Source organism: Micromonospora sp. PLK6-60, assembly GCF_019890675.1.
Lineage (GTDB): Bacteria > Actinomycetota > Actinomycetes > Mycobacteriales > Micromonosporaceae > Micromonospora.
Genome location: NZ_JAIOAA010000008.1, coordinates 1 through 24,870, shown reverse-complemented (window position 1 = coordinate 24,870; position 24,870 = coordinate 1). Strand labels below are relative to the sequence as shown.

General features: G+C 74.0%; 22 protein-coding genes. 13 read left to right on the top strand and 9 right to left on the bottom strand.

Annotation, left to right across the window (positions count from 1 at the left end):
* Window positions 1-17: 17 nt before the first annotated feature.
* The gene (locus tag K7640_RS16950; protein WP_222955827.1) at window positions 18-1,610 is read right to left on the bottom strand and encodes a hypothetical protein; all 1,593 of its coding nucleotides are present in this window, start codon (window positions 1,608-1,610) and stop codon (window positions 18-20) included.
* 234 nt (window positions 1,611-1,844) lie between these two features.
* On the opposite strand from K7640_RS16950, the gene K7640_RS16945 reads away from it, so the two are divergent.
* From K7640_RS16945 to K7640_RS16935, 3 genes are read left to right on the top strand one after another with little or no spacing between them, the layout of a single operon-like run.
* Entirely contained in the window at window positions 1,845-2,612 is a 768-nt protein-coding gene (locus K7640_RS16945) for an SGNH/GDSL hydrolase family protein (RefSeq protein WP_222955826.1), read from the top strand.
* A 2-nt stretch (window positions 2,613-2,614) separates the two neighbouring features.
* Complete coding sequence (locus tag K7640_RS16940; RefSeq protein WP_222955825.1) at window positions 2,615-3,061, top strand: hypothetical protein; 447 nt, start codon at window positions 2,615-2,617, stop codon at window positions 3,059-3,061.
* Between the two features lie 58 nt (window positions 3,062-3,119).
* The gene (locus tag K7640_RS16935; protein ID WP_222955824.1) at window positions 3,120-4,022 is read left to right on the top strand and encodes a sulfurtransferase; all 903 of its coding nucleotides are present in this window, start codon (window positions 3,120-3,122) and stop codon (window positions 4,020-4,022) included.
* Window positions 4,023-4,051: 29 nt separating this feature from the next.
* Here K7640_RS16935 and K7640_RS16930 read toward each other — a convergent pair whose 3' ends face one another.
* The 4 genes from K7640_RS16930 to K7640_RS16915 form a co-directional block, all read right to left on the bottom strand.
* Window positions 4,052-5,227, bottom strand: a complete 1,176-nt coding sequence (locus K7640_RS16930) for a hypothetical protein (protein WP_222955823.1) — start codon at window positions 5,225-5,227, stop codon at window positions 4,052-4,054.
* On the bottom strand, window positions 5,224-5,766 hold the full coding sequence (locus tag K7640_RS16925; protein WP_222955822.1) for a SigE family RNA polymerase sigma factor: 543 nt from the start codon (window positions 5,764-5,766) through the stop codon (window positions 5,224-5,226). The genes K7640_RS16930 and K7640_RS16925 overlap by 4 nt, the downstream gene beginning before the upstream one ends.
* A 76-nt stretch (window positions 5,767-5,842) precedes the next feature.
* The gene (locus K7640_RS16920) at window positions 5,843-6,412 is read right to left on the bottom strand and encodes a TetR/AcrR family transcriptional regulator (protein WP_222955821.1); all 570 of its coding nucleotides are present in this window, start codon (window positions 6,410-6,412) and stop codon (window positions 5,843-5,845) included.
* 27 nt (window positions 6,413-6,439) lie between these two features.
* Complete coding sequence (locus K7640_RS16915; protein WP_222955820.1) at window positions 6,440-7,423, bottom strand: NAD(P)-dependent alcohol dehydrogenase; 984 nt, start codon at window positions 7,421-7,423, stop codon at window positions 6,440-6,442.
* 103 nt (window positions 7,424-7,526) lie between these two features.
* Between K7640_RS16915 and K7640_RS16910 the strand changes: the two genes are divergently transcribed.
* Window positions 7,527-8,237 carry a TetR/AcrR family transcriptional regulator gene (locus K7640_RS16910; RefSeq protein WP_222955819.1) on the top strand — a complete coding sequence of 237 codons (711 nt, stop codon included), beginning with the start codon at window positions 7,527-7,529 and terminating at the stop codon, window positions 8,235-8,237.
* 185 nt (window positions 8,238-8,422) lie between these two features.
* Window positions 8,423-9,598, top strand: a complete 1,176-nt coding sequence (locus K7640_RS16905) for an FAD-dependent oxidoreductase (RefSeq protein ID WP_222955818.1) — start codon at window positions 8,423-8,425, stop codon at window positions 9,596-9,598.
* A gap of 13 nt (window positions 9,599-9,611) precedes the next feature.
* On the opposite strand, the gene K7640_RS16900 is transcribed toward K7640_RS16905, so the two are convergent.
* Together K7640_RS16900 and K7640_RS16895 are read right to left on the bottom strand one after the other, a co-directional pair.
* Window positions 9,612-10,040 carry a hypothetical protein gene (locus K7640_RS16900; RefSeq protein ID WP_222955817.1) on the bottom strand — a complete coding sequence of 143 codons (429 nt, stop codon included), beginning with the start codon at window positions 10,038-10,040 and terminating at the stop codon, window positions 9,612-9,614.
* 22 nt (window positions 10,041-10,062) lie between these two features.
* On the bottom strand, window positions 10,063-11,280 hold the full coding sequence (locus K7640_RS16895) for an MFS transporter (protein ID WP_222955816.1): 1,218 nt from the start codon (window positions 11,278-11,280) through the stop codon (window positions 10,063-10,065).
* A 119-nt stretch (window positions 11,281-11,399) separates the two neighbouring features.
* On the opposite strand from K7640_RS16895, the gene K7640_RS16890 reads away from it, so the two are divergent.
* From K7640_RS16890 to K7640_RS16880, 3 genes are all read left to right on the top strand, one after another.
* A complete protein-coding gene (locus K7640_RS16890) occupies window positions 11,400-12,014 on the top strand; it encodes a TetR/AcrR family transcriptional regulator (protein WP_222955815.1) in 615 nt (204 codons plus the stop codon).
* A 136-nt stretch (window positions 12,015-12,150) separates the two neighbouring features.
* Window positions 12,151-13,518 carry an acetyl/propionyl/methylcrotonyl-CoA carboxylase subunit alpha gene (locus K7640_RS16885; protein ID WP_222955814.1) on the top strand — a complete coding sequence of 456 codons (1,368 nt, stop codon included), beginning with the start codon at window positions 12,151-12,153 and terminating at the stop codon, window positions 13,516-13,518.
* Window positions 13,519-13,686: 168 nt separating this feature from the next.
* Window positions 13,687-14,607 carry a hydroxymethylglutaryl-CoA lyase gene (locus tag K7640_RS16880; protein ID WP_222955813.1) on the top strand — a complete coding sequence of 307 codons (921 nt, stop codon included), beginning with the start codon at window positions 13,687-13,689 and terminating at the stop codon, window positions 14,605-14,607.
* A 61-nt stretch (window positions 14,608-14,668) separates the two neighbouring features.
* Here the strand turns inward: K7640_RS16880 and K7640_RS16875 are convergent, their stop codons facing one another.
* Complete coding sequence (locus K7640_RS16875) at window positions 14,669-15,220, bottom strand: hypothetical protein (protein ID WP_222955812.1); 552 nt, start codon at window positions 15,218-15,220, stop codon at window positions 14,669-14,671.
* Window positions 15,221-16,028: 808 nt separating this feature from the next.
* Between K7640_RS16875 and K7640_RS16870 the strand changes: the two genes are divergently transcribed.
* From K7640_RS16870 to K7640_RS16860, 3 genes are all read left to right on the top strand, one after another.
* Window positions 16,029-17,561 (top strand): acyl-CoA carboxylase subunit beta, encoded by a 1,533-nt coding sequence (locus tag K7640_RS16870; protein ID WP_222955811.1) that lies wholly within the window; start codon window positions 16,029-16,031, stop codon window positions 17,559-17,561.
* Between the two features lie 68 nt (window positions 17,562-17,629).
* A complete protein-coding gene (locus tag K7640_RS16865; RefSeq protein ID WP_222955810.1) occupies window positions 17,630-18,784 on the top strand; it encodes an acyl-CoA dehydrogenase family protein in 1,155 nt (384 codons plus the stop codon).
* A 150-nt stretch (window positions 18,785-18,934) separates the two neighbouring features.
* Window positions 18,935-21,481, top strand: coding sequence for a helix-turn-helix domain-containing protein (locus K7640_RS16860; RefSeq protein WP_222955809.1), 2,547 nt, complete (start codon window positions 18,935-18,937; stop codon window positions 21,479-21,481).
* A gap of 256 nt (window positions 21,482-21,737) precedes the next feature.
* Here K7640_RS16860 and K7640_RS16855 read toward each other — a convergent pair whose 3' ends face one another.
* On the bottom strand, window positions 21,738-22,247 hold the full coding sequence (locus K7640_RS16855; RefSeq protein ID WP_222955808.1) for a MarR family winged helix-turn-helix transcriptional regulator: 510 nt from the start codon (window positions 22,245-22,247) through the stop codon (window positions 21,738-21,740).
* A gap of 103 nt (window positions 22,248-22,350) precedes the next feature.
* Between K7640_RS16855 and K7640_RS16850 the strand changes: the two genes are divergently transcribed.
* Both K7640_RS16850 and K7640_RS16845 read left to right on the top strand, forming a co-directional pair.
* The gene (locus K7640_RS16850; protein WP_222955807.1) at window positions 22,351-22,932 is read left to right on the top strand and encodes a YceI family protein; all 582 of its coding nucleotides are present in this window, start codon (window positions 22,351-22,353) and stop codon (window positions 22,930-22,932) included.
* Between the two features lie 300 nt (window positions 22,933-23,232).
* A complete protein-coding gene (locus K7640_RS16845) occupies window positions 23,233-24,711 on the top strand; it encodes a glutamate--cysteine ligase (protein ID WP_222955806.1) in 1,479 nt (492 codons plus the stop codon).
* The last annotated feature ends 159 nt before the right edge of the window (window positions 24,712-24,870 follow it).

Genomic DNA, 24,870 nt, shown 5'->3' with positions numbered 1-24,870 from the left:
GAGGATTCTGTCATCGTTCAGCGCATCCTCCCCACCACGTAGGCCGCCCACTGGTCGCAGAACGTCGCGTACGACACCCCGAGCACCTCCTTGGTGGTGGCCTGGACCGTCCGGCCCCGGTAGTGCGTGGCGACGAACTCGAAGACCTTGCGCTCGCCGTACCGCTCGGCGATGTAGGTCATCGCCGAGTGGCCCAGCCAGTAGTGGTAGGAGCCCCGACCGCTCATGTCCCAGCTGAAGTTGCTCGGCATCGGCAGGTCGTAGCCGAGCGAGCGGAGGATCCGCCGCGACTCGGGGGCGCGGTCGCTCTTCGTCCAGGACTGCCGCTGGGCGCCCATCCACTCCGCGAAGCCCTCGACGACCCAGTTCTCCAGGTCGTCGGCGGCGTACTTCTTCGGGTCGTGCTGGCGCAGGTTGAACACGATCGAGTGGGCGAACTCGTGCCGGAAGATGTTCGCCCGCAGCGCGGCGCCGTTGCTGAAGAAGTACTTGTCGGCCACGTCGATCACCACCCGGCTGGCGCCGACGTCGGGGCCGCCGCCCGCGCCCTGGGTGTCCATCCAGCCGGCCGGCGGCACCGGGATCGACACCCCGGACTCGTCGGGCAACTCCTTCGTCACCCGGTACAGCGAACCCAGCTCCTTCTTGCCCTTCACCAGGGAGAGGACGAAACCCTGCGGGACCTTGCCGGCCACCCCGCCGGAGCGCCAGCTGGCCAGGTCCGCCACGGCGGCCCGCTCGGCGAGCTGCGCGTACCGCTTCGCCTCGGTGGTCAGCCTGCCGTCGACCAGGATGACGGTGTGCGGGGTCCGCTCCACGTGCAGGTCCGACCACTTGTCCCAGGGCGCCGGATAGTAGGTGAGCCGGTCGCGCTTCGGGTCGACGGGCAGCCCGCCGGCCTTGGTGACCTTGACCGGTACGCCCTTGGCCGGGCGGAGCAGCGTCCAGCGGTACAGCTCCTCGACCGGGGTGAGGTCGAACTCGAACCGGTGCACGAACGAGATGGTCACGTCGACGGTGACCCGCTCACCGGCCCGCTTGAAGTCGGTCTGGGTGACCCGTTCGAACCGCTGCTCGGCCAGCGGCACCTTCAGCAGGTTGCGGAAGAGCCGGGTCTGCTGGGCGACAAGCGCCTTGTTCGCCGGGTCGAACGGGGCCAGGAACGCCTTCAGGTCCTTGGCCCGCAGCGCCCTGCCGCGCGCGTCGAGCAGCGCCTCGATCTCCTCCTCCCGGATCGGGTTGTACTTCTCGTCCAGCTCCGCGGCGCTCGCCGCGTGCTCCGCGTCGAGCTGGGACTTCAGCGCCACCGCCGAGCCGGCGCAGAGCGCCAGCACCAGTACCACCGCGCCGAGGGTGATCCACAGCCAGCGCCGGGGCCGCCGCACCGGCGGCGGCCCGACCGGGGGCGGATACCCGCCGTACGGGGGGAACTGTGGCGGGCCGTACCCGGGCGGGGCGTACCCGGGCGGCCCGCCGGGTGCCGGCGGCGGCCCGTAGCCGGTCGGCGGCGGGAATGCCGGGGCCGGCGGCGGGCCCGGGGGTGCCGGCACGGGCTGGCCGGGTCCGGCGGGCTGGGGGAAGGAAGGAACGGGTGGGGTTCCCTCGGTCATGGCGGTCCTCGCTCGGGTCCGTCGCACGGGCGCGTCCGGGCCGCGGCCGCCCCCGATCGGATTCGCGCGCCATTATTTCCGGCCGCACCCCCGCGCACTGCCCCGCACCGCCCGACCCGGCGGGCCGGGGCGTGGGCGTCGCCACACGACCGTGGTGACCGGACCCCTCGCGGCGACCGACGGTGGAAGACTGACCGATCGACGTGGATCGGATCCGGAGGTACGGAGGCAGGCGTGCGCTGGCGCAGCTATGTGGCGGTGGGGGACAGCTTCACCGAGGGGATGGACGACGCCTACCCGGACGGCACGTACCGGGGCTGGGCGGATCTGGTGGCGACCCGGCTCGCCGCCGAGAGCGGGCCGGACTTCCGGTACGCGAACCTGGCCATCCGGGGCCGGCTGTTCCCCGCGGTGGTGGCCGAGCAGGTGCCGGCGGCGCTGGCCATGAAGCCCGACCTGATCAGCTTCGCGGCGGGCGGCAACGACGTGCTGCGGCGGAGCTTCGACCCGGGCACCTTCGTGCCCCGGTTCGACTCGGTGGTCGGCCGGCTGCGGGCGGGCGGCGCGGACGTGGTGCTCTTCCGGTTCGCCGACGTGATGGCCCGGCTGCCCGGGCAGCGCCTGGTGGCCCCCCGGGTGACCCTGCTCAACCGGGCCGTCGGCGAGGTCGCCGAGCGGCACGGCGCGATCCTCGTCGACCTGTACGCCGACGACACCTACCTCAACCCGATGCTGTGGAGCACCGATCGGCTGCACCTGTCGGCGGCCGGGCACCGCCGGGTCGCCGCGCAGGTGCTCACCGCGCTCGGGGTGGGCTGCGAGGAGGAGTGGCTGCTGGTCCCGCCGCACCCCGCGCCGACGCCGTGGCTGGCCGCCCGCGCCGCCGACCTGCGCTGGGCCGGCCGCTACCTGGCCCCGTGGATCAAGCGGCGGCTGACCGGGCGCTCCTCCGGGGACACCATCAGCGCCAAGCGACCGGTGCTCGGCCCGGTCGGCGACTGATCGTGCGGACCGTGCACGCGGCCGAGGCGCTGCGGCCGACCCCGGACTCCGCGCCCCGCCCCGGCCTCGCGGTGCTGGTCGACGGCGACCGGGTCGAGGCGGTGGCGGGGCTGGACGAGCTGCTGGCCGCGTACCCGGGGGTGCGGGTGCGGCGGTGGGTCGGCATCCTCGGGCCGGCGCTGGTGCACGACGGGCCGCTGCCGCCCGGGCCGAGCCCGCGCGAGCGGGTGCACGCCCTGTTCCGGGCCGGCGTCGGCGCGGTGCCCGCCGCCCACCTGACCGACCCGGCGCTGCGGGCCGCCGCCGCCCGCAACGGCCTGGCCGTGCCGGACCGGTCCGGCCCGCCGGTGCTGGTCGCCGGCGGGCGGGCCGACCTGGCCGTCTTCGCTGCCGACGGCACCTGCCTGGCCACCGTGGTCGCCGGCCGGCTGGTGCACCGCCGCGCCTGACCGCCCGCTGCGCGAGATCACGGGCCGGGCCGGGACGATCCGGCGTACCTTGGGGCTCATGCCTGTGCCGAGCGATCCGAACCCCCGACTTCAGTCGTACGCCGACCCGCAGCGCCTGGTCACCACCGAGTGGCTCGCCGAGCACCTCGGCGACGAGGGCCTCGTGGTGGTGGAATCCGACGAGGACGTGCTGCTCTACGACACCGGGCACCTGCCGGGCGCGGTAAAGGTGGACTGGCACACCGAGCTGAACGACCAGGTGACCCGCGACTACCTGGATGCGCGCAGCTTCGCCGAGCTGTGCGCCGCGAAGGGCATCGGCCGTGACGACACGGTGGTCTTCTACGGCGACAACTTCAACTGGTGGGCGGCGTACGCGCTCTGGGTCTTCACCCTCTTCGGCCACCCGGACGTGCGGCTGCTCGACGGCGGCCGGCAGAAGTGGATCGCCGAGGGGCGGGAGCTGACCCGGGAGAAGGTCACCCGGCCGCGCGCCGACTATCCGGTGCCGGAGCGCAACGACGCGCCGATCCGGGCGTACCGGGAGCAGGTGATGGCGCACGTGGCCGCCGGCCGGCCGCTGGTCGACGTCCGCTCGCCGGGCGAGTACACCGGCGAGATGCTGCACATGCCGGACTACCCGCAGGAGGGCGCGCTGCGCGGCGGGCACATCCCGGGCGCGGTGAACAAGCCGTGGAAGTCCGCCGCGAACGACGACGGCACCTTCCGGTCCGCCGACGAGCTGCGCGCCATCTACGCCGACCAGCTCGGGCTGAGCCCGGCCGACGACGTGGTGGCGTACTGCCGGATCGGGGAGCGGTCCAGCCACACCTGGTTCGTGCTGCACCACCTGCTGGGTTACCCGCAGGTGCGCAACTACGACGGCTCGTGGACCGAGTGGGGCAACCTGGTCCGGGCTCCCGTCGTGCGGGGCGACCAGCCGGGCGGCCTCGCCGGCTGACCCGGGCCCCGCCGCTCGCCGCCGGGTGGTCACCCGGCGGCGAGCGCCATCTGACCTGTCGCGTTCCGGGTCACGCCGGTGAACTCGCCGGTCTCCGGCTGCCAGCGCACCAACGCGCCGGCGTCGTGGCGCAGCAGCACCGCGCCGTCCGGGTCCCAGCCGAGCACCTCGCAGCACGCCTTGACCACGCCCTCCCGGCCGAGGTCGAGCAGCCGGACCACCGCGCCGGTGCGGGCGTCGAGCACGGCCACCCCCTCGTCGCCGCTGCGCGCGTCGGTGCTGGTCCAGCCGGCCTGGGCGATCCGGTTCCCCCGCTGCCAGCCGCGGCCGTAGAACTCGTCGACCCGGTACGACCCGTTCAGCCCGGCACTGCTGATCTTCCGTTGCTGCCGGACCGTGCCGTCCGGGAGCGAGCGCTCGCGCAGGACCAGGCCGTCCTGGACGCCGCCGAGCTCCGCCACCGTCTGCCGGCTCCCGGCCGGGTCCGGCGCGACCGTCTCCCAGATCGAGCCGGCGACCGGGTCGGCCCGCCCGGACACCGGGTCGAGCAGGTACGTCCGGTCGTCGCCGCCGACCAGCACCCGGTCACCCACCCAGACCGCCAGCTCCAGGTAGCCGCCGAGCGGGAAGCGGTGCACCTGTGCCGTGGTCAGGTCGACCACGATCACCTCGTCGGTCTGCGGGAACACCGCGGTACGCCCGTCCGGCGAGAGTTGGCCCGGCTTCAGCGCCGGCGCCTGGTTGCCGCCCCGGTCCCGGGTGGCCGCCGGGGTGACCGTGTCGAGGCTCCGGACCAGCCCGTCGTCGCCGAGCACCCGGATCTCGCCGCCGGTCCAGGTCTCCCGGTCGACCGGCTGATAGAGGGCGAGCGCCCGGCGTACCGGTCGGGTGGAGAGCGGTGCGGCGGGCGCGTCGGTGAGCCGGGACAGCGGACCACCCCGGTAGGCCGGCTCGGCGGGCGGGCGCTGCACGGGTGCGGCGGTCGCGCTCGGCGTCGCGGGCACCGCCGGTGGAGCGGCGTGGCCGGTCGGGCGCAGGGCCAGCGCGGTGGCCCCGGTGAGCAGGGCGACGGCCAGCGCGACGGCCGCCACCGCGCGCCGGCTGCGGTGCCGCCGGGCCCGTTCCCAACCGGTCGACGCCGGACGGGACGGCCGGACGTCCTCCGCCGCCACGGTCAGCAGCCGGTGCAGCTCCTCCTCCTTCACCGTCCCACCTCCATCCCGGCGCTGCGGCCGTCGTCCGGTCCGGCGGCGACGCCCAGGTCGGGCGCGACCTGCCGGAGCCGGCGCAGGGCGTCGTGGCACTGGCTCTTCACGGTGCCGACGGTGACGCCGAGCACCTCGGCGGTGGCCGCCTCGGTCAGGTCCTCGAAGTAGCGCAGCACGACCACCGCGCGCTGCCGGGGAGGCAACCGGTCGAGCGCGGCCCGCACGCTGAGCCGCAACGCGCCGTCACCGTCGCCGGTCTCGCGCTCCGGTGGGTACGCGCTCAGCCACTCCCGCCGGCGCCGCCGCCACCAGGAGACCGCGTCCCGGTAGAGGATGGCCCGCACGTACGCGGCCGGGTCGCCGTGGCGCACGGCGGGCCAGCGCAGCGCCAGCTTGAGCAGCGCGTCCTGGAGCAGGTCCTCGGCCTGGTGCCGGTTGCCGCAGATCAGGTACGCCGCTCGCAGCAGGCGGTGCTGATGGCGCTCGACGAAGCTGACGTAGTCGTCCCGCCCGTCGTCGGTTCTTTCGGGGCCCATCCGGTTCCCCCTCCCACCGCTCGTCGCGCCACCCGTCGCCCCTTGGACGCCGGGGCGGGTGGAAATGGTTGGGCGGTCAGCCGGGTGGGGTGCCGTGCAGGTAGCGCTGGATGGTGGGCGCGATCCAGGCGACCAGCTCCGCCGGCTCCGCGTCGGCGACCGGGGGGATGCGCAGCACGTAGCGGGTCAGCGCCAGGCCGAGCATCTGGCTGGCCACCAGGCCGGCCCGCCGGGGTGCCTCGGCCGGTGCCAGCCGGGCCACCATGGCGCCGAGCTGCTCGGCGAAGATCTGCCGCATCCGCTCGGCGGCGCCCGGGTTGGTGCTGGCGGTACGCAGCAGCGCCGCCATCCGCTCGTCGCCCTCCCAGCGGTCCAGGAAGTGCCGCACCAGCGCCTCGCCGACCTGCTCGGGCGGCACCGCGGTGAGGTCGGGCAGGCGCAGGTCGACCTCGGCCGCGGCGGCGAAGAGTGCCTCCTTGCTGCCGTAGTAGCGCATCACCATGGACGGGTCGATCCGGGCGTCGGCGGCGATGGCCCGGATGGTGGCCCGGTCGTAGCCGTCCGCGCCGAACCGCTCGCGGGCGGCGCGCAGGATCGCCGCCCGGGTGGCGTCGGAGCGGCGGGCGCGGGGAGCCGGGTCGGTCATGACCCGAACTGTAGGCCAGCGCCCACCTCAGACCGTGATGACGACCTTCGCCCGCGCGTGCTCGCCCTCCAGGTAGCGGAGGGCGTCGGGCACCTCGTGGAGCGGATACGTCCGGTCGATGACCGGGGTGAGGCGGCCGGCCTCGGCGTGGGCGCGGAGCGCGTCGAGGTGCTGCCGGCTCGGCGTCGTGGCGAGGGTGACGACGCGCTGCCGGACGAAGGGCGCCAGCAGCCGGCCGCGCGCGATCAGCCAGACCGGCCCGACGAGGCTGCCGCCCCGGTAGACGCCGCCGCCGGAGAGGACCAGCGTCCCGGTCGGGGTCAGCGCCTGCCGCAGGGCGGTGAGGGAGCGGTTGCCGACCAGGTCGAACACGACGTCGTGGCGGCGCGGGCCGGCGGTGAAGTCGGCGCGGGTGTAGTCGACGACGTGGTCGGCGCCGAGGGAGCGGACCAGCTCGACGTTGCGGGTGCTGCACACCCCGGTGACCGTCGCGCCGAACGCCTTGGCCAGTTGCACCGCCAGGGTGCCGACGCCGCCGGAGGCGCCGTTGACCAAGACGTGGTGGCCGGGCTCGACCCGCCCGACGTCGCGCAGCCCCATCAGCGCGGTGGTGCCGGCCAGCGGCAGGGCGGCCGCCTGCTGCGGCGTGAGGTTCGCCGGCGTGGCCGCGACCGAGGTCTCGGGCACGCACACGTATTCGGCGAACGCGCCGTTGGCGTCGCCGAGGTCGCCGAAGACCGGGTCGCCGGGGCGTACCCGCCGGACGTCGGCGCCGACCGCCTCGACCCGGCCGGCGAAGTCCCGGCCCCGGATGCGCGCCCGGGGCCGGGACCGGCCCATCGCCAACCGGGCCAGCCACGGGTCGCCGCGCATGGCATGCCAGTCGTACGCGTTGAGCGCGGCGGCCTCGACCCGGACGAGCACCTCGTCGGGGGCGGGCACCGGCGCGGGGACCTCGGCGAGGGTGAGCGTCTCCGGTGGTCCGTATCGGTCCTGAACGATCGCCTTCATGGTGCCCTCCCTTTAGGTGTACGGCGTACACCTACGGTAGGTGTACGCCGTACACCAGTCAAGCCGGTTATGGTTCAACCACCGCCGGAGGGACGAGGACGGGATGCCTGAGCAGGTGCTGCGCCGGACGCCGCTGAGCCGGGACCGGGTCCTGCGGGCCGCCGTCGCGCTCGCCGACGAGGCCGGGATCGAGTCCCTCAGCATGCGCAACCTCGCCCAGGATCTGGGCGTCGTGCCGATGGCCCTCTACAAGCACGTGGCCAACAAGGACGAGCTGCTCGACGGCATGATCGACGTGGTCGTCGGGGAGATCGACCCGCCGGTGCCCGACGCCGACTGGAAGCCCGCGCTCCGCCGGCGCATCCTCTCGGCGCGGCGGATGCTGGGCCGCCACCCCTGGGCGCCGCTGGCGATCGAGTCGCGGAACATGGCGACGCCGGCCCTCCTCGGCTACCTCGACTGGGTGGTCGGGACGCTCCGGGCCGGCGGCTTCTCCGCCGACCTTGCCCACCACGTGATGCACGCGATGGGCAGCCGGGTCCTGGGCTTCAGCCAGGAGTTGTTCGACGCCGCCCGGCGGGCCGGCCGGTCCGGCCCCACCGAGCCCGAGCCGCCGGCCGCCCTGCCGCCGGAGGTCGCCGCCCGGTTCCCGCACCTCGCCGAGATCGCCACGGCGGCGGCCCACGACGACGGGTCGGTCGTGGGGCAGGGCTGCGACGACCAGTTCGAGTTCGAGTTCGCGCTGGACCTGCTGCTGGACGGCATCGAACGGCTGCACCGGCAGGGCTGGACGTCCGCGGACGCCGCCCGCTGAACGCGCCCACCGTCCGGCCCGGGGGACTGCGGACCGGCACGAGACGGGTGGCCGCCGTCCCGGTGGCGCTGCCCGGCCGCCCCGCCTCCTGACCGTTCGACGGACGCCGGGCGGGACGCCGGGCGCTACGCTGACAGCTATGCCAACAGTTGTTGGCAAACACGCGTTGGCAACGGAGGTGGGCCATGCTGCCCGAGCGCACCGACGTCCTGGTGGTGGGGGCCGGCCCGACCGGCCTGGCGGTGGCCGCGACGCTGGCCGACCGCGGTGTCGAGGTGACCGTGGTCGACCGGCTGGCCGAGCCGCCGGTCACCTCCCGGGCCGCCGTCGTGCACGCGCACACCCTGGAGGTGCTGGACCGGATCGGGGCGGCGGCGCCACTCGCCGCCCAGGGCGTCCGCTCGCTCCGGTTCCGGGTCCGCGACCGGGACCGGGTGCTGCTCACCGTGCCGTTCGGCGATCTGCCGTCGGCGTACCCGTTCGCGCTGCTGGTGTCCCAGAGCCGGACCGAGGCGGTGCTCGCCGACCGGCTCGCCGCGCTCGGCGGCCGGGTGCTGCGGCCGTACGAGATGACCGGGCTCGACCACGACGCGGCCGGCGCCGTGGCGCGCTTCGCCGACGGCTCGACCGTGCGGGCCGGCTGGGTGGTCGGCGCGGACGGCATGCACAGCCGGGTCCGCGAGCTGGCCGGCATCGGTTTCGCCGGCCCGGACGGCCCGTCCGAGTCCTTCGTCCTCGCCGACGTACGGGTGCGCAGCGCGCTGCCCCGCGACGAGGTGTCCCTCTTCCTCGCCCGCCAGGGACCGCTGGTCTGGGCGCCGCTGCCGGACGGGCTGGTCCGCCTGGTCGCCGCCGTCGCCGACGCCCCGCCAACGCCGGACGCCGCCCTGTTCCAGGCGCTGCTCGACGAACGCGGCCCGGCCCGCCGGCCGGAGCGGGTGACCGAGGTGTGCTGGACCTCCCGGTTCCGGATCCACCACCGGGTGGCCGAGCGCTACCGGTCCGGTCCGGTGCTGCTGGCCGGCGACGCCGCCCACGTGCACAGCCCGGCCGGCGGGCAGGGCATGAACCTTGGTATCTGCGACGCGGTGGTGCTCGGCGACACCCTGGCCGACGTGCTGGCCGGCGGTCCCCAGGCGCGGCTCGACGACTACTCGGCCGCCCGGCGCCCGCTCGCCGAGGAGGTGGCCGGCTTCGCCGACCGGCTGACCCGGTTCGCCGCCGTGCCGCCCGCCGCCCGGCCGTTGCGCGACGCGCTGTTCCGCACCGTCGTCGGGCTGCCGCCGGTGCGGCGGCGGGTGGCCCTGCGGCTGTCCGGGCTCGACCACCGCGGCCGGTCCGGGCCCGCCGACCGGGGCTGATCCGGACCCGCCGTCACGGCGCGGGCCTGCCGACCGGGGTGACCTCGTCCGGGGCGGCGCGGGACCGGCAGTGCCAGAGCAGCCGCAGCGCCCCCACCGCCAGCCCGACCACCATCAGGGACCAGAACGGCTGGTACGGGAGCACGATCAGGTGCACCGCGATGTCGGCGACGGCGACCACCGCCGCCAACCGGATCGCCCAGGCCCAGCCGGTGAACAGCAGCAGCCCGGCGGTCAGCATGAGCACCGCGGCCACCAGGTGCGCCCACACCCAGCCGGTGACGTCGACGTGGAACACCCCCTCCTGGGTGACCACCACGTACGGGTCGCCGTGCACGTCGCCCACCGCGGCGAGCGCGTCGAACAGGCCGGCCCCGGCCAGCAGCAGCCCGGCCAGCCTCCGCCGTCGCTTCCTGAGCTCGGCGCCCTCGTACCCCGTCACCGCACCCTCCTCCCGCCCCAGCCTAGGGACGCGGCGGCGACCCGTCCCCGGAACCCTGACCGTGCAGCGCCCGCCACCCAACCGCGCTGACCAGCGCAAACACGAAGGCAGCCGCCCAGCCGACCGGCACCAGACCGTACGCCCCGGCGGCGAGCCCGGCCGCTGCCGCGCCGACCGGCGCGGCGGCCAGGCCGACCACCCGCTGCGCCGCGCCGACCCGCCCCAGCAGCCGGGCCGGCACGTGCCGCTGGCCGTACGCGGACCACAGGCTGTTCCAGACCGCGCCCCCGGCGGCGAAGCAGCCCAGCGCGACGGCCCCGGCGACCGGGTGCCGGGCCGCCGCGAACCCGGCCAGCGCCACGCTCTGCCCCAGCAGCACCCCGCGCAGCGCCCCGAGCGTGCCGAAGCGCGCGGCCAGCCGCCCGGCCCCGAGCGCCCCGAGCAGCCCACCGACGACCGCCCCCGCCGCGAACAGCCCGTACGCCGCCGGTGGCACCCGCAGCACCTCCAGCGCGTACAGCACCAGCACCGCGGTGATCCCGCTGATGGCGACGTTCGAACCGGCCGTGACCAGCGCCAGCGCCCACAGCACCCGGTCCCGCCGCAGCCACCGCACCCCGGCCCAGGCCGACCGCCACACCGGCTCCCGGCTCCGGCCGGTCGCCGGTGGCGCCGGGACGATGGCCAGCACGAGCAGGGCGGCGAGGACGAAGGTCAGCGCGTTCAGGCCGAACGGAACGGCCGCCGAGACGGCGAAGAGCAGCCCGGCCAGCGGGGCGCCGAGGAAGCCGCCCGCCACCGCCGTACCGGCCTGGAGCCGGCCGTTGGCTACCGGCAGCGCGCCCGGCGGGACCAGCGCCGGCAGCACCGCGAACGAGGCCGCGTCGAAGAGGGCGCCGAGGGTGGCCAGCAGGGCCGCGACCGCCGCCACCGTGGCGACGCCGGCCCGGCCGCCGGCCACCAGCACGGCCAGGGCGGCCACCACCGCGGCCCGCGCCGCGTCGACCGCCGCCATCGTCCGGCGGCGGTCCCACCGGTCGGCGTACGCCCCGCCGAGCAGGCCGAACAGCAGCGGCGGGAGTTGCCCGGCGACGGTCACCACGGCGATCGCCCGGGGATCGCGGGTGAGCGTGGCGGCCAGCAGCGCCAGGGCCGGCGTACGCAGGGCGTCGCCGAACCGGGAGGCGACGGCGGCCCACCAGAGCAGCCGGTAGTCCCGGCCGAGCAGGGAAGCGGTCATGCCGGCCGACCCTGGGCGGTGAACCGGGTCGAGGGTCAAGCGACGGTTGGTGTCCACGTACTGCGACCGACGGGTAACCGTGACTGCCCCGGCCCCCGGCCGAGGTCTAGGCTTGCCCGGTGGCGGTGGAACAGCAGGCGCCGGGTGCGACCGGCGCGACGGGTGCGGGTCGGCGCCGGTCCAGGCGCGACGAGATTCTGGAGATCGCGGTCGGCCTCTTCGCCGCGCGCGGCTACCACGGCGTGTCGATGGACGACATCGGCGCGGCCGCCGGGGTCACCGGCCCGGCGCTCTACCACCACTTCGCCGGCAAGGAGGCGATGCTCGTCGCCGCGCTGGTCCCGGTCAGCGAGGGCCTGCTCGCCGGCGGCAAGGAGCGCGCCGCCGGTCACCCCGACGACCCGCGCGCCGCGCTGGAGTCGCTCATCGACTTCCACGTCGACTTCGCGCTGGCCAACCCCGCGGTGATCGCGCTGCACCTGCACGAGCTGGACCGGCTGCCGGACGAGCCGCGCCGGCGGATCCGCCGGTTGCAGCGGCTCTACGTCGAGGAGTGGGTGATCGTGCTGACCGCGCTGCACCCGGCGATGCCCGCCGGTGAGGCGCGGGTGCTGGCCCACGCCGCGTTCGGCCTGATGAACTCGACGCCGTTCCTCGGCGGGGAGGTGGACCGGCGGCGCCGGGCCGCGCTGCTGCGCTCGGCGACCCTGGCCGCCCTGCTGGCCGACGGCTGACGCCGCGCTGCTGGCCGACGGCTGACGCCGCGCTGCTGGCCGACGGCTGACCGGAGAGCACCGGGGCGACTCGTGCGGGACCGGCCGGGCATGGTTACCTGACACCCGTCCCCACCCCTGGACGCCGGGAGGAAACATGATCGAGTCGCTGCTGGTCGCCAACCGGGGCGAGATCGCCCGCCGGATCATCCGTACCGCCAGGCGGCTCGGGATCCGCGCGATCGCGGTGCACTCGGAGGCCGACGCCGGCCTGCCGTTCGTGACCGAGGCCGACGAGGCGGTCTGTGTCGGCCCGGCCAACCCGGCGCAGAGCTACCGGAACGTCGAGGCGATCCTGGCCGCCGCCCAGAAGACCGGCGCCCAGGCGATCCACCCCGGCTACGGATTCCTGTCGGAGAACGCCGACTTCGCCCGTACCGTCGAGGCCGCCGGGCTGATCTGGGTCGGGCCCGGCGCCGACGCGATCGCCGCGATGGGCGACAAGATCAATGCCCGGAACCTGATGGCGGCGGCCGGCGTGCCGGTCGCGCCCGGCACCACCGACCCGGCGGCCAGCGTCGACGCGGCCGTCGCGGCGGCGGCGGAGATCGGCTACCCGGTGATGGTCAAGGCCGCGGCCGGGGGCGGCGGCATGGGCATGGGGGTGGCCGCCGACGAGGCCGAGCTGCGCACCCAGTACGAGAAGGTCGGCGCGTTCGCCGACCGGATGTTCGGCGACGGGTCCGTGCTGATCGAGCGCTACTTCCCCCGGGTACGCCACGTCGAGGTGCAGATCCTCGGCCTCGCCGACGGCCGGGTGGTCGCGCTCGGCGAGCGGGAGTGCTCGGTGCAGCGGCGCAACCAGAAGCTGGTCGAGGAGTCCCCGTCGCCGGCGGTCTCGCCGGAGCTGCGGTCCCGGTTCCTGGCGGCGGCGGTGCGCGCCGGCGAGGCGGTCGGCTACCGCAACGCGGGCACGGTGGAGTGCCTGTTGGTCCCGCGCCAGCGGGGCTCGCAGGTCGACGGCCCCGGCGCCGAAGAGTTCTTCTTCCTGGAGATGAACACCCGGCTCCAGGTCGAGCACCCGGTGACCGAGCTGGTATACGGCGTGGACCTGGTCGAGGAGCAGTTGCGGGTGGCCGCCGGCCTGGCGCCGACCTTCGACCCGGACGCGCTCGCCCCGCGCGGGCACGCCATCGAGCTGCGGATCAACGCCGAGGACCCGAAGCGCTTCCTGCCCGGCCCCGGCGTGATCGCCACCTGGAACGAGCCGACCGGCGACGGCGTGCGGGTGGACTCCGGCTACGTCGCCGGCAATACGGTCACCCCGTTCTACGACAGCCTGATGGCCAAGCTCGTCGTCAGCGGCGCGGACCGGGCCGAGGCGATCGAGCGGGCCCGGGCCGCGGTCGCCGGCTTCGAGATCGCCGGCCCGAAGGTCAACCTCCCCTTCTTCGCCGAGCTGCTGGAGAACGCCGAGTTCGTCTCCGGCGACTACGACACCGGCATCGTGTCCCGAATGCGCTGACCCCCGCGCCCCCTATCCCTCCCCCCGGTCTTCCGTGTCGATCAAGGGGTTTGCGTCTGGATTCGAGTTGTCAGTGACGCAAACCCCTTGATCAGCCTCGGCGGCGGCGTGGGGTGCGATGCTGGGAGGACCCATCAACGTACGACCGTCACAGTGAGGTGACCCCTTATGGCGGAACTGCCGGACTCGGTGAGCATCCGGGAGGTCGGGCCGCGCGACGGGCTCCAGAACGAGGAACCCATCCCGACCGACGCCAAGGTACGGCTGCTCGACGCGCTGTCCCGGACCGGCGTCAAGCGGATCGAGGCCGTCTCCTTCGTCCACCCGAAGGCGATCCCGCAGATGGCCGACGCCGACGAGGTGTGGCAGCGGGCGACCCGGGTCGACGGGGTGCGCTACTCCGCGCTGGTGCCGAACACCCGGGGTGCGCAGCGGGCCCTGGCCGCCGGGTTCACCGAGATCGAGGTGGTCGTCTCGGCCAGCGACACGCACAACCGGCGCAACGTCAACCGGTCGACGGACGAGTCGCTCGACGACATCGCCGAGCTGATCGACCTGCTGCACGGCGCGGGCGCCCGGGCCGAGGTGATCGTGGCGACCAGCTTCGGCTGCCCCTACGAGGGCGACGTCGACCCGGGGCGGGTCGCGGCCATCGTCGACCGCGTGGTCCGCGACGGCGCCGACCGGGTCGCGTTCGGCGACACCACCGGCATGGGTACGCCCCGGCGGGTCCGCGAACTGCTCACCGCCGTACGGGACCGCAACGCCCAGGTGCCGGTGCTGCTGCACTTCCACAACACCCGGGGTGCCGCGCTGGCGAACATGCTCACCGCGATGGAACTGGGCGTGACCGAGTTCGACGCCAGCGTCGGCGGCCTGGGCGGCTGCCCGTACGCCCCCGGGGCCAGCGGCAACCTGGCCACCGAGGAGGCGGTGCACATGCTGCACGACATGGGCATCGACACCGGCATCGACCTGGACGCGCTGATCGAGGCCGCCGAGTTGGCCGAGGAACTGGTCGGCAAGAAGCTCCCGTCGGGGGTGCTGCGGGCCGGCCCCCGTACCCGCCTCACGCCGCTACCCACCTGATCCGTTCGGATACGCCGAAGGCCGGCACCCCGGATTCGGGGTGCCGGCCTTCAGGTTTGGGTCAGCTGTTCCAGTGCTGGGCGACGAGGTCGGTGGCCTGCTTCTCCCACTGCGCGTACGCATCCGGGTAGGCGGAGACCTGGACGGTCTGGGCGGCCTTGGTCAGGGGCATGTCCTGCCAGCCGTCGACCTGCTTGAGGCCCTTGAGGAACGCGAGGGTGGAGTACTCGGGGTCGGTGATCTGCTCCGGCGTACCCCAACCACTGGAGGGGCGCTGCTGGAACAGGCCCAGCGAGTCGTGGTCATTCTTGTCGCCGAGGTGGCCGAGGTTCTCCAGCTTCGACTCCTGCAGGCTGGTGGCGATCGAGATCACCGCCGCCCGCTCGGGCAGGCCGGCCTTCTTCGTCGCGGCGATGATCGCCTTGACGTTGCCGGTCTGCTCGGCGTTCAGGGTGATGGTCGACTGGGCGCCCTGCACACTGACCGCGACCGGCTTACCGGCCGTGGCGGCATGCGCCTCGTCGGCGTGAGCGGCGATCGGGCCGGCGAACACACCACCGGCGAAAGCCAGACCAGCAACACCCAGGACGCTCTTACGAATGATCGTGTTCATGGGGGTAGCTCCATTCGGGGGTCGGCACCCGGCGGTCGAAAAGGGGGTCAACCGCACGCGGGTGCAAGCACCACGTCAGGCGCTCAAAAGTCTTAGGGGGTTCCGGCGGCTCGCGGAAGCACGGGGCCTCTACACGGTGCCGGACCATGTGTAACGACCACCGGCCCACCATCATTCCCCGACCCGGGGCCCCGACACGGCCGGGGCGGCCGGGCCAGGCGATGCGGTCCTGCTGCGGTCGTCCGGATGGTGTAACGACCCCCGCCCGCCAGCCATTCCACCGACCGGATGCCCCCGGTCACACCCCCAAACCGGACACCCCGCACGCAACCACCCAGCCGACCCCACCGCCCGGCCCCGCCCCGGGGAGGCCACCGACACCGCCCACCCGGGTCACCCGGCGGCAGCCCGCCCAGCCCTCTCCTTCACCTACCAACTTGACCTCACAAACGAATCACCCCGGCGGCAGCCAACCCCCCCTGGCCCACGCACCCCGCCCCACCCTGTTGATCATGAAGTTTGCGCCCTATTTGATCTCTGACGCAGCCCCAAACTTCATGATCAACCGGGTGGAGGCGGGAGGGGGTGGGGGTGGGTGCGGCCTGGCCGTGGTGAGACAGGGTGGGGCGGCCGGAGCTTCCAGGTGTTAATAAGGGGCCCCTCCTCTACCGAATGCGTTAACAGGGGGCCCCTCCTTGCATGCGTGCTGGATGCGGGGAGGGGTGGGGATGCGCTAGCCTAACGATCGTTCAGGCGAGTCGGCCCCGTGCAGCGGCGTGGCCGGCGAGAGGGTGGCGAGGGAGTCGGCGTGACGCTCGACGGTGAGGCACTGGAGCAGCTGCGCAAGCGCGCCAAGGCCGGCGGTGCGGACAAGTACCACGCGGCGAACGCCGCCAAGGGCAAGCTCTTCGCCCGCGAGCGGGTCGCGCTGCTGGTCGACGAGGGCTCCTTCGTCGAGGACGGCCTCTACGCCAACGCGATGGCCGAGGGGCTGCCCGCCGACGGCGTGGTCACCGGCACCGCCACCATCGACGGCCGGCAGGTCTGCCTGATGGCGAACGACTCCACGGTCAAGGCCGGCAGCTGGGGCGCGCGTACCGTCGAGAAGATCATCCGGATCATCGAGCGGGCGTACGCCACCGGCGTGCCGATGGTCTACCTGGTCGACTCGGCCGGGGCGCGGATCACCGACCAGGTCGACCTCTTCCCCGGCCGGCGGGGCGCCGGCAAGATCTTCTGGAACCAGGTCCGCGCCTCCGGCTCGATCCCGCAGGTCTGCGCCCTGTTCGGGCCGAGCGCCGCCGGTGGGGCGTACATTCCGGCGTTCTGCGACGTGGTGGCCATGGTGGACGGCAACGCCAGCATGTACCTCGGCTCGGACCGGATGGTCGAGATGGTCACCGGCGAGAAGACCACCCTGGAGGCGATGGGCGGGGCGAAGGTGCACTGCGCCGAGTCGGGCGTCGGGCACTTCCTCTGCAAGACCGAGGCCGACGCGCTCGACGTGGTGAAGACCTACCTGTCGTACCTGCCGTCGAATTGGCAGCAGCAGCCGCCGGCCGCAGAGCCGGTGGCGGCCAGCGAGAAGGCCGACCTGGCCGCGCTGGTCCCGGCCAGCGAGCGGCAGGCGTTCGACATGCGCCGGTACGTCAAGGGCCTGCTCGACGACGGCAGCTTCTTCGAGATCCAGGCGCTCTGGGCCAAGGAGCTGACCATCGGGTTCGGCCGGCTCAACGGCGAGGTCGTCGGCGTGGTCGGCAACAACTCGATGTTCAAGGGCGGGGTGCTCTTCGTCGACTCGGCCGACAAGGCGACCCGGTTCGTGCAGCTCTGCGACGCGTTCAACGTGCCGCTGCTGTTCCTGAGCGACGTGCCCGGCTTCATGGTCGGCAGCGCGGTGGAGAAGCAGGGCATCATCCGGCACGGGGCGAAGATGATCACCGCGATCTCCGAGGCGACCGTACCCAAGATCTGCGTGGTGGTGCGCAAGGCGTACGGCGCGGGCCTCTATGCGATGGCCGGCCCCGGTTTCGAGCCGGACGCGACGATCGCCCTGCCCACCGCGAAGATCGCGGTGATGGGCGCGGAGGCCGCGGTCAACGCGGTCTACGCCAACAAGATCGCCGCCATCGAGGACGCCGACGAGCGGGCCGCGTTCGTCGCCGCGAAGCGCGAGGAGTACGAGCGCGACATCGACATCGTCCGGCTCGCCAGCGAGCTGGTGGTGGACGCGATCGTCGAACCGCACGAGCTGCGCGCCGAACTGGTCCGCCGGTTCGCCGCCGCGCGCGGCAAGGAGCGGCACTTCTCGAAGCGCCGGCACGGCGTCACCCCGGTCTGAGTAACCCGCAGCACGATCCCGTCCCGGCGTCACGAGCGCCCGGCGGCCCAGCCACACAGGAGGAACAGATGGACTTCCGGCTCACCGAGGAGCAAGAGGCGCTGCGGGAGAGCGTGCGGGACTTCGCCCGCGAGGTGGTCGCGCCCGTCATCGGCGAGCACTACGAGAAGCACACCTTCCCGTACGAGATCATCCGGCAGATGGGCAAGATGGGCCTGTTCGGCCTGCCCTTCGCGGAGGAGCACGGCGGGATGGGCGGCGACTACTTCGCGCTCTGCCTCGCCCTGGAGGAGCTGGCCCGGGTCGACTCCAGCGTGGCGATCACCCTGGAGGCGGCGGTCTCCCTCGGCGCGATGCCGATCTACCGGTTCGGCACGGACGCGCAGCAGGCGCAGTGGCTGCCGAAGCTGCTCAGCGGCGAGGCGTTGGCCGGCTTCGGGCTGACCGAGCCGGGCACCGGCTCGGACGCCGCCGGCACCCAGACCCGGGCGGTGCTGGACGAGGCCACGAACGAGTGGGTGATCAACGGCTCGAAGGCGTTCATCACCAACTCGGGCACCGACATCACCGCGCTGGTCACGGTCACCGCGGTCACCGGCACCAACCCGGACGGCTCGAAGGAACTGTCCACCATCATCGTGCCGTCCGGCACGCCCGGCTTCACGGTCGCGCCCGGCTACTCCAAGGTCGGCTGGACCGCCTCGGACACCCACGAGCTGACCTTCGACGACTGTCGGGTGCCGGCGGCGAACCTGCTCGGTGAGCGGGGGCGGGGCTTCGCCCAGTTCCTGCGGATCCTCGACGAGGGGCGGATCGCCATCGCCGCGCTCTCCGTGGGCCTCGCCCAGGGCTGCGTCGACGAGTCCGTCAAGTATGCGAAGGAGCGCCAGGCGTTCGGGCAGCCGATCGGCAACTACCAGGCGATCCAGTTCAAGATCGCCGACATGGAGATGAAGGCGCACACCGCCCGGCTGGCGTACTACGACGCGGCCGCCCGGATGCTCGCCGGTGAGCCGTTCAAGCGGCAGGCCGCCATCGCCAAGCTGCACGCCAGCACCATCGCGGTGGACAACGCCCGGGAGGCCACCCAGATCCACGGCGGGTACGGCTTCATGAACGAATATCCGGTGGCCCGGTTCTGGCGGGACTCCAAGATCCTGGAGATCGGCGAGGGCACCAGCGAGGTGCAGCGCATGATCATCGCCCGCGACCTCGGCATGTAAGGAGGGGCCCCCGCTTAACGCTATTTGCATAGGCGGGGGCCCCTGTTAACAGCCGTTCCGGCGGAACTTCTGTCGGGTATCCGCAATGGACCGTCAACTGGGCGACGCTGCACTGCCGAACGTCCGACCCGATCCGTACTCTTCGGGCCCATGACTGCGGATCATGAACGTTCGCGCAGCCCCGCCGGAGCGACCCGGTTGCCGGAGTTGTTGCGGGGTCACCGGCGCGCGGCCGGCCTCACCCAGGCCGAGCTGGCAGCCCGCGCCCGGGTGGGCGTACGGACCGTTCGTGATCTCGAACGAGGCCGCTCGGCCCGCCCGCAGCGGACCACGGTCGAGCTGCTGGCCGACGCGCTCGGCCTGGCCGGCGCGGCCCGGACCGACTTCCTCGCCGCCGCCCGCCGGCCGGCGCCCGCCGAGCCGCCGTCCCCGCCGGCCCCTCCGCCGACCGCCGACCCGGGTACGGCGCCCGCCCTGCCCCCGCCGATCGAGCTGATCGGCCGGGACCGGGAGATCGCCGAACTCGGCGCCCTGCTGACCGACGGGCGACCGGCGCCGGTGGTGAGTCTGGTGGGGCTGGCCGGCGTCGGCAAGACCGCGCTGGCCCTGGCGGTGGCCCACGCGGTCGCCGGTCACCATCCGGGCGGGGTGGCCGGGGTGCTGGTCAGTGCGGGCTCGGAGGCGAGCGACGTGCTGTCCGTGTCCGCGGCGGTGTTCGACGCGGCGCGGCTGTCGGACCTGGCCGCCCGGGTGGGTGACCGTCCCGCGCTGCTGCTGCTGGACGCGGTCGAGCGGTCGCCGGCGGCGGTGGCCGAGGCGGTGCACCGGCTCGCCGCCGCCGCGCCGGCGCTGCGGGTGCTGGTGACCGGGCGCCACCCGCTCGGCCTGCCGGGCGAGCTGGTCTGGCCGGTCTCGCCGCTGGAGGTGCCGCCGGCGGCGGTCGACGACGCCGGCGCCGAGGCGCTCGCCCGGTTCCCGGCGGTCGCCCTGTTCACCGCCCGGCTCGCCCAGGTACGCCGGGAGCCGCCGGGTGTGGCCGAGCTGCCCGCGCTCGCCGCGCTGGTCCGCCGGCTCGGCGGCCTCCCGCTGGCCATCGAACTGATGGCCGCGCGGGGCCGGGCGCTCGACCTTCCCGAGCTGCTCGACCGGTACGGCGACCGGGTCCTGGACCTGGCCGCGCCGTCAGGTGCCGGGGTGGGGGCCGGTTGGGGGGAGGTGGACCCGGGACGGGCGGAGGCGGCCCGGGTCACCGGCGTGGGGACGTTGCGCGAGGCGGTCGCCGCGAGCTACGGGCTGCTCGACGGCGAGGAGCGAACGGCCTTGCGGCGGCTTTCCGCGTTCTGGAACCGCTGGTCGGTGGAGCTGGCGGAGGAACTCCTCGCCGATCCGGGACCGGCCGGTGGCCGGCACCGGGATCCGGTGCCGCTGCTGGACCGCCTGCTCGAACTGGGGCTGGTCAGCGTGCGGGGCAGCGGCCCGTTCCGGTTCCGGCTGCTGGACGCGGTCCGCGACTTCGCCGCCGAGCAGGTGGCCGTGGCCGGCGAGTCGACCGCCGTCCGCCGCCGGCACGCGGAGGTGTTCAGCCGGCTGGTGGCGCGCACCGCGCCGGAGCTGGCCGGGCCGGAGCTGACCGACGCGGTGCGCCGGCTGGACGAGGTGACAAGTGACCTGGGAGCGGCGCTGGCGCACGCCGCGGTCGACGACCCGGTCACCGCGCTGCGGCTGGCCACCGGCCTGTCCCGCTGGTGGCTGCTGCGCGGCCGGGACGTCTCCGGGCGGCAGTGGCTGCGCCGGCTGCTGGCCGACCCGCGTACCGCCGGCGCGGACCCGCTGCTCCGGGCCGGGGCGCGGGTCGAGGCGGCCCGGTTGGCGACCGCGCACGGCGCGGCGGCGGAGGAGTTGACCGCTGCCCGCCAGGCGCTCGCGGTGTTCGGCGAGGCGGGCGATGTCACCGGCGAGTTGGCGGCGCGGGCGGTGCTCGGCGTGCTGCTGCCGGCCACCGGGCGGCCGGACGAGGCGCGGGAGCAGGGGGAGGCGGTGCTGGCACTGGCCGCCCGGCACGGCCGCACCCGCGACGTGGCGGTGGCGCAGCACAACCTCGCCGGGCACGACGTACGGCTGGGTGACCTGGCCGCAGCCCGGCGCCGGCTGGCCGTGGTGGACCGGTTGGCCGCGCAGCTGGCGGACCGGCGGCTGCGGGCGCTGGCCCGGGCCGACCTGGCCGAGGTGGCCCGCCTCGAGGGCCGGTACGCGGACGCGGTGGAGCAGGGGCGGTGGGCCGCCACGGCGCTGGCCGGGCTGGGCGACCCGGCCGATCGGCGCCGGGTGCTGGGGACGATCGGGTTGGCGCTGGTCCGGGCCGGCCGGCCGGCGGAGGCGTCGGACGTCGTCGCCGAGCTGCGTACGGCCGTGGCGGGTCCGGAGCCCCGGCCGGAAGACGCGGTCTGCGCGCTGGTCGAGGGGCACCTGGCGCTCTTCCGGGGGGACCGGGAGCTGGCGGCGGAGTGGTTCGCCGCGGCGGCCGACGCGGCGGGTGGCGGGCACGACCGGCGGGACCTGGTGGAGGCGCTGGTCGGGTTGACGGTCAGCACGGCGGACCCGGAGGCGCGGAAGCGGCTGGACGCGGTGTGCCGGGAGAGTGGGACCTGCCTGTTGCCGCAGGAGGAGGCGTTGCTGGCCGGTTCCGGCGGGCGGTGAGGGCGCGGACGGTGGCACAAGCGGTGCGGGTGTGAAGGTGCACATGCGGTGCGGGTGCGGAGGTGGCGCGAGCGATCAAGCCCCCTGTAGCCCCTCGCTCATCGCTCGCGCCATGCACCCCCCGGTGCGTCCCCCGCTCGGGAACCCTAGCCGTCACCCTTGGGGTGATCATCCGGTTTGGTGCGGTTACGTCCGGCGGCGGTGAAGTTCTGCCGGTCTTTCTGCCGGTGCCCGCCGGACGTGGCTGAAGGGCGGGTCAGCCGCGGGTGGCGGCCGTCTCGTCGGCGGGCGCCGGGTCGGTGCTGCCGGCGGTCGCGCCCGGGTGCACCGCGTCCCGCACCCGGCGGAGGCCGTCGAGCGTCGCCCGCAGCGCCGCCGCGTCGAGCTGGCCGGTGAACCAGTCCTCGATGATGCGCAGGTGGCCGGGGAGGACGGCGTCGAGGCGGTCCAGCCCGGTGCGGGTGACCACGGCGTACGAGCTGCGCCGGTCGGACGGGCAGGCGCGGCGGCAGAGCAGCCCGTCGCGTTCCATCCGGTCGACCACCCGGGTCACGCCACTGGTGGAGAGGGAGGTCTGCGCGGCGAGGTCGGTCATCCGCAGTTGGTTGCCGGGTGAGCGGGCGAGGCGCATGAGCACCTCGAACTCGACCGGCGAGAGGTCGTGCTCGTCGAACTGGGCGGCGAACCGGGCCGACAGCCCGGCGTGCGCCTCGACGAGCAGGCCGACGGCGGTGATCCGGGGGTCGTCGAACACGTTCTGGTCCACGTCCCCATCCTAGCAGTCCTTGACACACGGAATATTGTTGCGGCTATAGTTGCTCAGTCAGTCGTTGGGCACCTAAACAAACTTCCTTCTGGAGGACAGCACCATGACCAGCAGCACCGAAGCGGTTACCCGCGAGTGGGACGGGCTCACCATCCCGGCGGCCGGCAGCTACCTGCTGGACGCGGCGCACAAGCGCGTCGGGTTCGTCGCCCGACACATGATGGTCAGCAAGGTACGGGGTGAGTTCGCCGACGCGACCGCCACGATCACCGTCGCGGAAGACCCGCTGCAGTCCTCGGTGACGGCCACCATCCAGGCCGCCAGCATCAACACCGCCCAGGCCGACCGCGACGCGCACCTGCGCAGCCCGGAGTTCCTGGACGTCGAGCAGTTCCCGACGCTGGAGTTCCGCAGCACCGGCGTGAAGTCCCACGACGGCAACGAGTTCGTCCTCTCCGGTGAGCTGACCGTCAAGGGCGTCACCCGCCCGGTCGACCTGGAGGTCGAGTTCGAGGGTGTCGGCCGCAGCCCGTTCGGCCAGGACATCTTCGGCTTCTCCGCCAGCACCGAGATCGACCGTGAGGACTTCGGCCTCACCTGGAACGTCGCCCTGGAGACCGGCGGCGTCCTGGTCGGCAAGAAGGTCAAGATCGAGATCGAGGGTGAGGCCGTCCGCCAGGCCTGAGCCCCTGACGCCGACGAACCTCGGGCCCGCACCGCCACGGTGGTGCGGGCCCGCCGTCGTACCCGCCGGGAGCGACGGCGGCAGCCACCCGGTGTGTGCGAATTGTCACCTGTGGTGTGCTGTGCCGACCCGGTGAGCTGGGTAGAGACCGAGGCCAGGAACGCGTACCGGCCGGCCTGGACGGCCGGTACCCGGCTACCGGCCGCTGGCCCGGGTGCCGTTCGCGCTCTTACCGTTGATGGTTCACAATGCGCAGCGGGACGGCACCGTCCCCGCAGCGCCGGGGCGCCAGGAGGACACATGGGCAGGGACGTCTCGCAGGGTGCCTTCTCCGGCGAGGACCGGGCCCGCTACCGGCAGAAGGTACGGCGGTGCCTGGACGTCTTCGCGTTGATGCTGGACGACTTCGGCTTCGACGCCGACCGGCCGATGACCGGCCTGGAGATCGAACTCAACCTGATGGACCCGCGGGCCGAGCCGGCGATGCGCAACGACAAGATCCTCGCCGACATCGCCGACCCGCTGTTCCAGACCGAGCTGGGCCAGTTCAACCTCGAACTGAACGCGCTGCCCCGGCTGATCGAGGGCGCCGGCTTCGCCGAGTACGAAGAGGACCTGCGCAGCAGCCTCACCCGGGCGGACGAGCGGGCGGCGAAGTCCGATGCCCGAATCGTCCTGGTCGGCATCCTGCCCACCCTCACCGAGCGGCACCTGGTGGCGGACAACCTCTCCACCAACGAGCGCTACCGGGTGCTCAACGACCAGATCGTCGGTGCCCGGGGTGAGGACATCGAGCTGGACATCCGGGGCGTCGAGCGGTTGCAGACGGCCACCGACTCGATCGCCCCCGAGGCCGCCTGCACCAGCCTCCAGTTCCACCTCCAGGTGTCGCCGGACAGCTTCGCCGACTACTGGAACGCCTCCCAGGCCATCGCCGGGGCCCAGGTGGCCGTCGGCGCCAACTCCCCCTTCCTGTACGGCCGGCAGCTCTGGGCGGAGACCCGGATCGCGCTGTTCCAGCAGGCCACCGACACCCGCCCGGACGAGCTCAAGGCCCAGGGCGTACGCCCCCGGGTCTGGTTCGGCGAGCGGTGGATCACCTCGATCTTCGACCTGTTCGAGGAGAACGTCCGTTACTTCCCGCCCCTGCTGCCGATCTGCGAGGACGAGGACCCGGTCGAGGTGCTGCACGCCGGCGGGGTGCCGCAGCTCTCCGAGCTGCGGCTGCACAACGGGACCGTCTACCGCTGGAACCGTCCCGTCTACGACATCATGGACGGCCGCCCGCACCTGCGGGTCGAGAACCGGGTCCTGCCGGCCGGGCCCACCGTGGTCGACATGCTGGCCAACGCGGCCTTCTACTTCGGGCTGGCCCGGGGGCTGGCCGAGGCCGACCGGCCGATCTGGAGCCAGCTGACCTTCAGCGCCGCCGAGGAGAACTTCCACGCCGCCGCCCGGCGTGGGCTGGACGCGGTGCAGCACTGGCCCCGGCTCGGTGAGGTGCCGGTGACCAAGCTGGTGCTGGACGTGCTGCTGCCCAAGGCGGCGACCGGGCTCGACCGGTTCGGCGTCAGCCCGGCCGAACGGGACCGCCTGCTCGGCATCATCGAGCAGCGCTGCCGTACCGGCCGCAACGGCGCGGTGTGGCAGACCGAGACGGTCTGGGCGGCCGAGCGGCACCGGGGGATGGACCGGGACGCCGCCCTGCACCACATGGCGCAGCGCTACGCCGAGCTCCAGCGCGGCAACGAACCGGTGCACACCTGGCCGGTCGACTAGGCCCTGTCCTGCCGATCATTGCCGGGCTGCGGCGGGTCCAGACGGCGACCGGCGGCGTTGTCGGTTCGTGCGGATACAACACCGGTATCCGGACGAACCGCCGCCTTGCCGGACCGCCGCCTGGACCGCGCCTCGCACCGACATGATCGACAGGACAGC